This is a genomic window from Flavobacterium sp., from assembly GCF_031423415.1.
GTDB lineage: Bacteria > Bacteroidota > Bacteroidia > Flavobacteriales > Flavobacteriaceae > Flavobacterium.
The window spans coordinates 1-11,747 of record NZ_JANPFL010000128.1; the positions used below are offsets into that span (position 1 = coordinate 1).

The window sequence follows — 11,747 nt, forward strand, 5'->3', positions numbered from 1 at the left end:
TTTTGTGTAGAAACATAATTACAAGAGTAATGTTTTTCTAAAATTAATTTTACGCATTCAAGCTTAAATGCATAATCATACTTGACTTTTCTTTCCATAAAAATACCCCCAAATAGTGTCTAACTTTTTGGGGGCAGTCTACTTTTAAACTTCGGATTTTGAATTTCGTACTTCGTCTTTCGTACTTCGTCAATGGATTTACATCATTCCTGGCATTCCACCACCCATTGGCATTTGAGATCCGCTTTCCTCTTTTACATCAACCAACGCGCATTCGGTAGTCAAGATCATTCCCGCAACAGAGGCAGCATTTTCTAAAGCCACACGAGTTACTTTTTTAGGATCGATAATACCTGCTTTTAGCATATCTACATATTCGTCAGTTTTGGCATTGTAACCAAAATCTCCTGAACCTTCAGCAACTTTCGCCACAACAACAGAACCTTCAAGCCCTGCATTTTCAACAATAGTTCTCAAAGGTGATTCAACTGCACGAGAAATAATTTTGATTCCTGTAGCTTCATCAGCATTGTCTGCTTTTAAGTCTGCAAGAGCATTTTTGGCTCTCAATAAAGCAACACCTCCACCAGCAACAATTCCTTCTTCGACAGCGGCACGAGTAGCGTGAAGCGCATCGTCAACTCTGTCTTTTTTCTCTTTCATTTCTACTTCAGAAGCAGCGCCAACGTAAAGTACAGCAACACCACCAGCTAATTTAGCCAAACGTTCTTGCAGTTTTTCTTTGTCATAATCCGAAGTCGTAGCTTCCATTTGACCCTTGATTTGGTTCACACGATTTTTGATCATATCTGCTTCGCCAGCACCACTTACGATGGTAGTATTGTCTTTGTCGATGGTTACTCTTTTAGCAGTTCCCAACATTTCGATAGTCGTGTTTTCCAAAGTATAACCTCTTTCTTCAGAAATTACAGTTCCACCAGTTAAGATAGCGATATCTTCTAACATTGCTTTTCTTCTGTCACCAAAACCCGGAGCTTTTACAGCAGCAATTTTCAACGCACCACGTAATTTGTTTACTACCAATGTGGATAAAGCTTCTCCATCAACATCTTCTGCAATAATCAATAATGGTTTTCCGGATTGAGCTACTGGTTCTAAAACGGGCAACAATTCTTTTAAAGAAGATACTTTTTTGTCGTACAAAAGAATATATGGATTCTCTAATTCGGCTTCCATTTTCTCTGGATTGGTTACAAAATAAGGAGAAAGATAACCTCTGTCAAATTGCATTCCTTCTACTACGTCAACATAAGTATCAGTTCCTTTGGCTTCTTCCACAGTAATAACGCCTTCTTTACCCACTTTCGCGAAAGCATTGGCGATTAATTCTCCAATTACTTCATCGTTATTAGCAGAAATAGAAGCAATTTGTTTGATTTTTTCAGAGTCACTTCCTACTACTTTGGCTTGTTTGGCTAGGTCAGCAACAATGGCTTCAACCGCTTTATCAATTCCTCTTTTCAAATCCATTGGATTTGCGCCTGCAGCTACGTTTTTCAAGCCTTCTTTTACAATTGCTTGCGCTAAAACAGTAGCGGTTGTAGTTCCGTCACCAGCTAAATCATTGGTTTTAGAAGCTACTTCTTTTACCATTTGAGCACCCATATTTTCCAAAGGGTCTTTCAATTCAATTTCTTTTGCAACAGTAACACCATCTTTGGTAACAGTTGGTCCACCAAAAGACTTTCCAATAATTACGTTACGACCTTTTGGTCCTAGAGTTACTTTTACTGCGTTTGCCAATGCATCTACTCCACGTTTTAATCCGTCACGTGCTTCGATATCAAATTTTATATCTTTTGCCATTATTTTTTTGTTTAAAGTTTGAAAGTTTCAAGTTTCAAGTTTTGTAAATATTTATTAAGTTGTAAATTCCCCCTTTGGGGGTTAGGGGGCTAGATTATCGCAAGAATGTCATCCTCACGCATTATCAAATAATCTTTTCCTTCTAATTTTAATTCTGTTCCTGCATATTTTCCGTATAGTACAGTGTCGCCAACATTTACAGTCATTTCGTAGTCTTTTGTGCCTTTACCTACAGCAACTACAGTTCCTTTTTGTGGTTTTTCTTTTGCGGTGTCTGGAATAAAAATCCCTGATGCAGTTTTGGTTTCAGCAGCGACAGGTTCTATAAGAACGCGGTCTGAAAGCGGTTTAATATTTAAAGCCATAATTATGAATATATTTTATTATTAAGTTGTTGTTTATTGACTTTCAGAAATTATGCCAAGGGCGAAAAACTGACATTTTTTCTTAAAAAAAATGCCAGCTTTGACAGGCTGGCATTTAGTATGGTTTGTATGTGTTACTTATTTTTTTGCTGGCTCAGTTGAACTAGCAGGAGTCATTGGAGCAGGATTTGCCGCTTTTGGCGTTACAGCTTCCGTTTTATCAATGATTTTTGAGTCTGGAGTTCCTAATGAACCACCAAAACTTAAACTGGAAAGTAATATCAATAAGATTAATATTCCACCTAAAGTCCAAGTACTTTTATCTAAAAAATCGGTAGTTTTTTGTACACCACCAATTTGTGTTGACCCACCTAAAGAAGAAGAAAGCCCGCCACCTTTAGGGTTTTGAACCATTATTACTACTACAAGTAAAAAGCAAACTATTGTTATTAATACTAAAAAAATTGAAAATGTGCTCATTGTTTAATTATTATTATTATGTAAAATCTTTATATCCGTAATTCGGTCTGCAAAGAAACTACTTTTTTCCGGATATTTCAAAATTAATATCTCATAAGCTTGTATCGCTTTTTGATATTTTTTTTGTTCTAAATATACTCTTGCTAAAGTCTCGGTCATTAAGTAAGAATTGTCTGTTTTATTTAAGTCAATAGTAAAACTAGATTCTGCATTTTGTTTTATAGGGGAAATCTTTGGACTGGCTTGAATAAACTTATCAATGAGGTCTAATTTTTTCTTTTTATCGTCATTTAATGAAATGCTTTTTGTGTGTTCGTCACTTTCTTTTTCTCTAACGATAGGCTGTGTTCGTGATAGTTGAAGCCATTCTTGAAAGGAATGTTTTTCGTCTTTCGAAAACCCTAAAGGTTTACCCATCTCTAGATTTTCTTCCGCAACTTTAGTGGTTGATTCCTCTTCAATTAGTGAAGCTCCTTTTATAGTAGCAAGTAGCGATTCCTCTAAAGTGTTTATTTTTGGTTCAAGACGAATTTCGGGCTTTATTATTTCATAATCTAGAACCCCAATATCAAGAAGTTCGAGTATTTTTTTGTCATACAATCCTTTTTGGATGGCGACAAAAGTATCGGATGTAATGAAATCAAACAAAACGGTTCTGTCGGTAGTGTGCGAAGCGGTAACCTTCAGAGCGTAATTGTACCTAAAACTATTTTCATTAAAAAGACCTTTCAATCGCAACGCTCTAGCACTTTGAAAATAGGGAAATTCATCGAGAACTCTTCCCAATGTATCTGTTTGCTTCTCGGTGATAGCATCTGGTTTGTTTATTAAATAGGTAAAATCGGTTACGTTCATTTTAAGATTTAAGATTTTAGATTTCAGATTTCAGATTTCGGTTGCTAACTGAAAACTGCTCCCGAAGCTTCGGGACTGCAATCTGGAATTACCATTTTGCCAAAGATTCGTTGAATATATCTTGTGTGATTCTTTCGTAAATTACTTTTACAGCGGCATCTAAATCAGATCCGCTAAGTTGCTTATCAGCTTTATAATCATAGAAAAATTCGAATGTTTTATCAAAATCATCGGCTTCTTTATTTTTATTGGTAAACTGCACTTTTACTCTAATGGTCAATCTATTTTGCGCAGCTTTAATTTCGGCAGTCGCCATCATCGGTGTAATTCTATAATCTGTAATTTCTCCTTCGTAAGTTAAATCGCCTCCATTTTTTACCAAGTTTAAATTAGTTTGATTTTGGATTAAATCTTGTAAAGTCAGGGTAAAAGTCCGGTCGATTCCAGGTTGGACTAACTCGGCCGTATTTTGAAAAAAATTCACCTGAAAAGTTTTGGCGTCAATTTTACCGGTACCAGTAAAGTTGTAGACGTTGCAACTGTTCACGGAAAACAGTGTAATTAGAAATAAAAAAGGATATATTTTTTTCATAAGATGCTTGTTGCAAAGTCCAATTTTTGAAAGATAAACTCTATTTTTTTTCCAAATATACTAATTTGGAATTTCAAATGTTTTTATAGATCAAATTGTTTTATTTTTCGATACAAAGTTCTTTCGGAAATACCCAATTCATCGGCTGCTGCTTTTCGTTTTCCTTTGTTTTTTTCTAATGATTTTTTTATCATTTCGATTTCTCTTTGTTCTAATTTTAGGATTTCTTCTTCCTCAATAGTTTCTGCAAATTGAAAATCATCTTCGTTTTCTTCGAATTTTATATTTTCATTTTGTCCAGTCCCGAAACTTCGGGCTTCAGGAGAAAAAACGGCATTATTTGGTTCTTCTTCATACGAAATTTCACTTTCCAATTCTTTTGAACCGTATATTTTTTGAATTAAATTGGTGTTGATGTCTTGCACTTTCGCCGAACCGTTTTTTATTAATTCTAAAGTCAGTTTTTTCAAATCGTGTAAATCACCTTTCATATCAAACAGCACTTTGTATAGAATATCTCTTTCGGTAGAAAAATCATTTTCGGCTTTTTTATCTTTGATTACTGAAGGCAAATTACTCGCTTCCGAAGGCAAATAAGATTGTAAAGTTGATGAAGAAATATCTCGATTGGTTTCTAAAACAGAAATCTGCTCGGCTACATTTCGCAACTGCCGAATGTTCCCGCTCCAGCGAAATTTTTGCAATAAATGAACGGCATTATCGTCTAATTTAATTGGAGGCATTTTGTATTTATGGGCAAAATCGGCCGCAAATTTTCGAAACAATAAATGAATATCATCTTTTCGATCGCGTAAAGGCGGTAAAGTAATATCTACGGTGCTTAATCGATAATACAAATCTTCTCGGAATTTCCCTTTTTCGATGGCGTCAAATAAATTGACGTTGGTGGCTGCTACAATGCGCACATCCGTTTTTTGAACTTGGGAAGAACCTACTTTTAGAAACTCACCATTTTCGAGAATTCTTAATAATCGAACCTGTGTAGTCAAAGGCAGTTCGCCTACTTCGTCTAAGAAAATAGTTCCGCCGCTAGCCACTTCAAAATAGCCTTCACGAGTAGAAGTTGCGCCTGTAAAAGAGCCTTTTTCGTGACCAAAAAGCTCGCTGTCTATCGTTCCTTCTGGAATGGCACCGCAGTTTACGGCGATGTATTTTCCGTGTTTTCTATGCGAAAGCGAATGAATAATTTTTGGAATACTTTCTTTTCCAACACCACTTTCACCCACAACCAATACCGAAATATCCGTTGGAGCTACTTGGATGGCTTTTTCTATCGCACGATTGAGTTTCGGGTCATTGCCGATAATCTCAAATCGTTGTTTTATTGATTGAACTGTTTCCATATTGTCATTGCGAGGCACGAAGCAATCTCTTTTTGTTAACCGCAGATTCGCAGATTTATTTTAAACTTTAAACTTTTTTATTTCTCTGTTTTTTTCAACTAGTCCTTTACTATTGCGGTTTTCTCCACCTTTTGTTTTGGAAAGTAAGTTCTAATGATGTAGAACGTGGTGCCAAATGCAACAAGAAAAGTTATTATAACGAGAAGTATGTTTTTTTTGGTCATTTTTTTGTTTTTTTACCACAAATTAAACAAATTTTCACAAATTTATTTATATAACTAATCGTTTGTGAGTTAGTGATTTATTTTGAAAATTAACAATAATTTCAATTTGAGAATTTGCAAGTTTTATGTAATTCAATGTTTGTGCAATTTGTTCGTTATTGATTTCTTTGGCTGTTTTTACTTCTAAAATTATTTCATCATAAATAATAAAATCAGCGTAAAATTTATGAGGAAGTATATTTCCTTTGTATTCAATTGAAAATTCTTTTTCTCTTTCAAAAGGAATATTTTTATTTTTAAATTCAATTTCCAATGCGTCTTTATATACAATTTCCAATAAACCTTTGCCTAAAATCCGATGAACTTCCATGCAAATACCAATAATAATGTAATTTTCCTCTTGCTTGTAATATTCCATAAATTTGACACTTGGTTTAAGTAGGTAAAAACAGTACAAAAAAATTAATTTGTGAAAATTTGTGTAATTTGTGGTGAAAAAGATTAATTCATTTCAGAGTATCCAACCGCTTCGCCAATTAAGGTTCCGCTGGTGCATCTCATGATTTTTACATTCACAAAATCCCCAATTTTATAATTTTCTTTTGGAAAAACCACCACTATACTTTGTGAATTTCTTCCAGACCAATCTTTATCTGATTTTTTAGATGCTTTTTCAATCAAAACTTCCACCGTTTTCCCCACGAATTCCTGAGTTCTTATTGCGCTGTGACTTCTTTGTAAATCCACAATTTCTTGTAGTCTTCTCAATTTTGTTAATTCTGGAACATCATCTTCCATTTTGCGTTCAGCCAGTGTTCCCGGTCGTTCCGAGTAGGCGTACATATAACCAAAACTGTATTTCACGTATTCCATTAAACTCAAAGTATCTTGATGATCTTCTTCGGTTTCAGTTGGAAAACCAGAAATTAGGTCTTGGGTAACGGAACAATCAGGAATAATAGTTCTTATTTTGTAAATCAAAGTCATGTACTGTTCCCGAGTGTGCAAACGGTTCATTTCCTTTAGGATTCTGTTGCTTCCTGATTGAACCGGCAAGTGTATGTGCTTGCACATATTCGAATGTTTCGCAATCACGTGCAACACACTTTCGCGCATATCTTGCGGATTGGAGGTTGAAAACCGAATGCGCATTTTTGGAAAACCAACAGCCACCATTTCGAGTAATTGATCAAAATCAACAGCGGTTGCTTTTTGCATTTCGGAAGCATTGGTGAAATCTTTTTTCAGTCCGCCGCCATACCATAAATAACTGTCAACATTTTGTCCCAAAAGTGTAATTTCCTTAAAACCATTGTCCCACAAATCCTGAATTTCCTTCATTATGCTTTGCGGCTCGCGGCTGCGTTCGCGACCTCGAGTAAAAGGCACCACGCAAAACGTACACATATTATCGCAACCCCGCGTGATGGAAACAAAAGCCGAAACGCCATTCGAATTCAATCGAACGGGTGAAATGTCTCCATAAGTTTCATCTTTAGATAAAATAACGTTTATGGCATCTCGACCTTCTTGAACTTCTGCCAATAAGTTGGGTAAATCTTTATACGCATCAGGACCTACAACGAGGTCAACAATTTTTTCTTCTTCGAGAAACTGGCTTTTCAAACGTTCTGCCATACAGCCCAAAACACCGACTTTCATCTTCGGATTGGTGCGTTTCACCGCATTGTATTTTTCTAAACGTTTTCGAATGGTTTGTTCTGCTTTGTCACGAATCGAACAGGTATTGACCAAAACCAAATCCGCTTCCTCAAGAATTTGTGTGGTATTATATCCATTTGACGATAGGATGGAAGCCACGATTTCGCTATCCGAAAAATTCATCGCGCAGCCGTAACTTTCTATAAAGAGTTTCTTGGTATTCTCTGGTTTATAATCTAAAAGGAGGCTTTCGCCTTGCTTGCTTTCTTCAATACTCTTTTCCATAGTCACTTTCAAAAGTGTGTTTTAATAAGAATGCAAAGTTACAATTATTTGAATCAATCTGACAAGATGTCAGACTAAGAATTAACAGTATTTTAAGTTCAGTAATTAATCAATAATTGCACTTTTTCATTTAATTAATTTTGAAAAGTTTTAAGATTGGATTTTATTTAATTTTAGATTTCTTATATTTAATTTACTTTTAAAATTACCAAAAGCGCAATATTTAAAAAAAACTTCTACTTTTGTCGCAGAAAAATTGAACTATGGCAAAGAATTTAGTTATTGTAGAGTCACCTGCAAAGGCAAAAACAATCGAGAAATTTCTAGGAAGCGATTACCAAGTGGAGTCTAGTTATGGACACATTGCTGACTTGCCTTCCAAAGAAATTGGTGTAGATGTAGAAAATGATTTTAAACCCAAATACGAAGTTTCTGCCGATAAACGCGCCTTGGTTACAAAACTGAAAGGACTTGCCAAAAAAGCCGACATGGTTTGGTTAGCAAGTGATGAGGATCGCGAGGGAGAAGCAATTTCTTGGCATTTATACGAAGAATTAAATTTAGTAAAAGCCAAAACCAAACGGATTGTTTTTCACGAAATTACCAAAACTGCCATTCTAAAAGCAATTGATAATCCCCGTGAAATAGATTATAATTTAGTCAATGCACAACAAGCTCGTCGAGTTTTAGACCGATTGGTTGGGTATGAATTATCGCCAGTATTATGGAGGAAAATTAAAGGAGGTCTTTCAGCTGGACGTGTGCAATCGGTCTCGGTTCGTTTAATAGTGGAGCGAGAAAGAGAAATCCAGAACTTTAACCCAATAGCTTCTTATTCGGTTGTTGCTGAATTTACAAACGAAGCTGGAAAATCATTTAAGGCCAAACTTCCAAAGAATTTTAATACCAAAAAAGAAGCCGAAGAGTTCTTGAAAAAGAATATCGGTTCTACTTATAAAGTTTCAGATTTAGAAACAAAACCAACAAAAAAATCACCAACCGGCCCATTTACGACTTCGACTTTGCAACAAGAAGCCGCAAGAAAACTGTATTTGCCCGTTGGAATTACAATGCAATTAGCGCAACGTTTGTATGAAGCTGGACTCATTACTTATATGAGAACAGATAGCGTAAATTTATCAAAAGAGGCGATGGAAGCAGCTCAAGCTGAAATCATCAAATCCTATGGTAAGGAGTTTTCTAAACCACGAACTTTTGTTAATAAAAGCAAAGGCGCACAAGAAGCGCACGAAGCAATTCGTCCAACAGATATGTCACGTCATACTGTAAATATCGATAGAGATCAAGCGCGTTTGTATGATTTGATTTGGAAAAGAACTTTGGCTTCGCAAATGAGCGATGCTGAATTGGAACGCACCAATGTAAAGATTGCAGCCAATAATCATAGTGAAATATTTACTGCATCAGGAGAAGTTTTGCTTTTTGAAGGATTTCTTAAAGTATATCTCGAAGGAAATGATGACGATGATGATGAGCAAGAAGGAATGTTGCCAGCAATGAAAGTCAACGAGAAGTTACAAAATAATTATATTTCTGCAACAGAAAGATATTCTCGTCCAGCATCAAGATATACTGAAGCTTCTTTGGTAAAAAAATTGGAGGAATTAGGAATTGGTCGTCCGTCAACTTATGCGCCAACAATTTCCACGATAATCAATAGAAATTATGTCGAGAAAGGTACACTTGACGGTCAAGAACGCAATTACACGCAACTTACTTTACAAGCAGGGAAAGTAGGTGAGAAGTTACTTAAAGAAAATACAGGTTCTGATAAAGGAAAACTTGTGCCCACAGATATTGGAACTATTGTTACTGATTTCTTGGTGAAGAATTTCGAAAATATTCTAGATTATAATTTTACTGCCAAAGTAGAACAGGATTTCGATGAGATTGCAGAAGGAAACGTCAATTGGACGATAATGATGCAGGAATTCTACGATAAATTCCACCCAAATGTGAAAGATGTCGAAGCCAATGCAGACCGTGAGAGCGGTGAAAGAATTTTAGGAACAGATCCAAAAACAGGAAAACAAGTCTCAGTTCGTTTAGGAAAATTTGGTCCAATGGCACAAATTGGAGAAGCCGATGATGAAGAGAAGAAATTTGCCAGTTTGATGAATGAGCAAAATATTGGAAATATTACTTTGGAAGAAGTTTTAGATTTGTTTTTGTTGCCAAAAAATTTGGGAACCTATAAAGGAGAAGAAGTTGAGGTAAGCAACGGTCGTTTTGGCCCTTATGTTCGTCACGGAAGCGCTTTTGTTTCGTTGCCAAAAGGTGAAAACCCATTGGATATTACTTTTGTTAGAGCTCAGGAATTAATTGATGATAAAGCGCAAGCAGATGCTCCTATAGCAACGTATAAGGGTGAATCGGTTCAAAAAGGAACAGGTCGTTTCGGACCTTTTATTAAATGGGACGGGGTTTTCATCAATGTCAGTAAGAAATATAATTTTAATAATTTGTCACAATCTGATATTGTGGAGTTGATTGAAGATAAATTGCAAAAAAATATTGATAAGGTTATTCACAACTGGGAAGATGAAGGCATTTTAGTTCAAAAAGCACGTTGGGGAAGATCTGAAATAACAAAAGGGAAAATCAAAATTGAATTAAGTAAAGATATCGATGCCACTAAATTGACATTGGAGCAAGTGCAAGAAATGATTGCCAAAAAAACGCCAGCCAAAAAGGTCGCAGCAAAGAAAACTACCGCGGTAAAAAAACCTACAGCTAAAAAAGCAGTTGCCAAAAAAACAGTAGCAAAAAAGAAATAATTTATGGAATTTGATTTTCTAAAACCTTTAGATAATGAAATCCTTCAAGTAATCAAAGGATTTTCTTCCCAGCAATTGGGAAGTAAAGTAGTTTTTCATACCGCTGAAGATTTTCCGGATTTAGATAAAATTAAAATTGCTATTGTTGGTGTTTTAGAAAATAGAGGTGATGTTAATCAGGCCGAGGAAGTAGATTTGTCGCATATTCGCAAAGAATTGTATGGATTGTTTCCTGGCAATTGGGATGCGTCAATTGCTGATTTAGGAAATATTCTTGCAGGAAATTCGATTACGGACACTCATTATGCTCTTCGAAAAGTAGTTTCCACCTTAATTAAAAAGAAAATTATTCCAATAATTATTGGGGGTACTCAGGATTTGACGTATGCTCTTTATAGAGCTTATGACGAATTGGAGCAAATGGTAAACCTAGTTTCAATAGACAGTAAATTCGATTTTGGAAAAGAGAGCGATGCCGTTATAGCTTCATCATCGTATTTGACAAAAATAATTATCGAAGAACCCAACAATCTTTTTAATTTTTGTAATCTCGGATATCAAACCTATTTAAATTCTCAGGAAGAAATTGATTTAATCGATAAATTATTCTTTGAAGCCTATCGTTTGGGTGAAATTTCGAATAGTATAACACTTTCGGAACCTGTTTTTAGAGATGCTGATCTTGTAAGTCTTGACCTTACAGCAATAAAATCATATGCTTCAGGAAATTTCACTTCTTTTTCGCCTAATGGATTTAGCGGAAAAGAAATTTGCGCTTTATCAAGATATGCTGGCATCAGTGATAAAGTTTCGCTTTTTGGAATTTTTAATCACAATAATTCTGCACAAGAATCCGTTCTTATTGCGCAAATTATTTGGTATTTTATCGAGGGCTTTCAGTATCGGTCTAACGAATATCCCTTTGGAAGCCGAGAAAATTATATTAAATATATCGTACCACTTGAAGAAGAATTGATCTTTTATAAAAGCAATAAAACCGATAGATGGTGGATTGAAATACCATTTATTTCAGACGCAAATAATAAGTTGAAGAAAAGTTCGTTACTACCTTGCTCATATGAAGAGTATTTGGGAGCTTGTAATCAAGAAATTCCTGAAAGATGGTGGAAAGCACAACGTAAAAACACTATTTAATATCATTGTTGTCCGATAAAAGTAAATAAAAAAGAAGCCATAAAAATGGCTTCTCAATTAAAATCGTAATTTGGTTTTGCAAAAGACAAAAAACGATGAGTAAAAGTAATTATTTTTCTAGTAAATCTGTTTTCGGACAG

The 11,747-nt window shown here is 35.2% G+C and carries 10 protein-coding genes; 2 read left to right on the forward strand and 8 right to left on the reverse strand.

What is annotated here, in order from left to right; genetic code table 11:
* Positions 1-198 precede the first annotated feature (198 nt).
* The 8 genes from groL to miaB all read right to left on the reverse strand — a co-directional run bounded on the left by groL (position 199) and on the right by miaB (position 7,654).
* Entirely contained in the window at positions 199-1,827 is a 1,629-nt protein-coding gene (gene groL / locus RMO83_RS11645) for a chaperonin GroEL (RefSeq protein WP_310559868.1), read from the reverse strand.
* Between the two features lie 89 nt (positions 1,828-1,916).
* The gene (groES, locus tag RMO83_RS11650; protein ID WP_310559869.1) at positions 1,917-2,192 is read right to left on the reverse strand and encodes a co-chaperone GroES; all 276 of its coding nucleotides are present in this window, start codon (positions 2,190-2,192) and stop codon (positions 1,917-1,919) included.
* Positions 2,193-2,330: 138 nt separating this feature from the next.
* Positions 2,331-2,672, reverse strand: coding sequence for a preprotein translocase subunit SecG (secG, locus tag RMO83_RS11655; protein ID WP_310559870.1), 342 nt, complete (start codon positions 2,670-2,672; stop codon positions 2,331-2,333).
* Positions 2,673-2,675: 3 nt separating this feature from the next.
* Complete coding sequence (locus tag RMO83_RS11660) at positions 2,676-3,527, reverse strand: tetratricopeptide repeat protein (protein ID WP_310559871.1); 852 nt, start codon at positions 3,525-3,527, stop codon at positions 2,676-2,678.
* 88 nt (positions 3,528-3,615) lie between these two features.
* On the reverse strand, positions 3,616-4,119 hold the full coding sequence (locus RMO83_RS11665; protein WP_310559872.1) for an LptE family protein: 504 nt from the start codon (positions 4,117-4,119) through the stop codon (positions 3,616-3,618).
* Between the two features lie 83 nt (positions 4,120-4,202).
* Complete coding sequence (locus tag RMO83_RS11670; RefSeq protein WP_310559873.1) at positions 4,203-5,483, reverse strand: sigma 54-interacting transcriptional regulator; 1,281 nt, start codon at positions 5,481-5,483, stop codon at positions 4,203-4,205.
* A 270-nt stretch (positions 5,484-5,753) separates the two neighbouring features.
* Positions 5,754-6,125, reverse strand: coding sequence for a GxxExxY protein (locus RMO83_RS11675; RefSeq protein ID WP_310559874.1), 372 nt, complete (start codon positions 6,123-6,125; stop codon positions 5,754-5,756).
* 83 nt (positions 6,126-6,208) lie between these two features.
* Complete coding sequence (gene miaB / locus RMO83_RS11680; protein WP_310559875.1) at positions 6,209-7,654, reverse strand: tRNA (N6-isopentenyl adenosine(37)-C2)-methylthiotransferase MiaB; 1,446 nt, start codon at positions 7,652-7,654, stop codon at positions 6,209-6,211.
* Positions 7,655-7,917: 263 nt separating this feature from the next.
* Between miaB and topA the strand changes: the two genes are divergently transcribed.
* Both topA and RMO83_RS11690 read left to right on the forward strand, forming a co-directional pair.
* Positions 7,918-10,452, forward strand: coding sequence for a type I DNA topoisomerase (gene topA / locus RMO83_RS11685; protein ID WP_310559876.1), 2,535 nt, complete (start codon positions 7,918-7,920; stop codon positions 10,450-10,452).
* A 3-nt stretch (positions 10,453-10,455) separates the two neighbouring features.
* On the forward strand, positions 10,456-11,607 hold the full coding sequence (locus tag RMO83_RS11690; protein ID WP_310559877.1) for a formimidoylglutamase: 1,152 nt from the start codon (positions 10,456-10,458) through the stop codon (positions 11,605-11,607).
* Positions 11,608-11,747: the final 140 nt, after the last annotated feature.

Excerpts from the sequence above, each read along its gene's own strand:
- groES (WP_310559869.1), bottom strand. The coding sequence starts at position 2,192 with ATGGCTTTAAATATTAAACCGCTTTCAGACCGCGTTCTTATAGAACCT.
- RMO83_RS11660 (WP_310559871.1), bottom strand. The coding sequence starts at position 3,527 with ATGAACGTAACCGATTTTACCTATTTAATAAACAAACCAGATGCTATC.
- RMO83_RS11690 (WP_310559877.1), top strand. The coding sequence starts at position 10,456 with ATGGAATTTGATTTTCTAAAACCTTTAGATAATGAAATCCTTCAAGTA.
- RMO83_RS11665 (WP_310559872.1), bottom strand. The coding sequence starts at position 4,119 with ATGAAAAAAATATATCCTTTTTTATTTCTAATTACACTGTTTTCCGTG.
- secG (WP_310559870.1), bottom strand. The coding sequence starts at position 2,672 with ATGAGCACATTTTCAATTTTTTTAGTATTAATAACAATAGTTTGCTTT.
- RMO83_RS11670 (WP_310559873.1), bottom strand. The coding sequence starts at position 5,483 with ATGGAAACAGTTCAATCAATAAAACAACGATTTGAGATTATCGGCAAT.
- miaB (WP_310559875.1), bottom strand. The coding sequence starts at position 7,654 with ATGGAAAAGAGTATTGAAGAAAGCAAGCAAGGCGAAAGCCTCCTTTTA.
- groL (WP_310559868.1), bottom strand. The coding sequence starts at position 1,827 with ATGGCAAAAGATATAAAATTTGATATCGAAGCACGTGACGGATTAAAA.
- topA (WP_310559876.1), top strand. The coding sequence starts at position 7,918 with ATGGCAAAGAATTTAGTTATTGTAGAGTCACCTGCAAAGGCAAAAACA.
- RMO83_RS11675 (WP_310559874.1), bottom strand. The coding sequence starts at position 6,125 with ATGGAATATTACAAGCAAGAGGAAAATTACATTATTATTGGTATTTGC.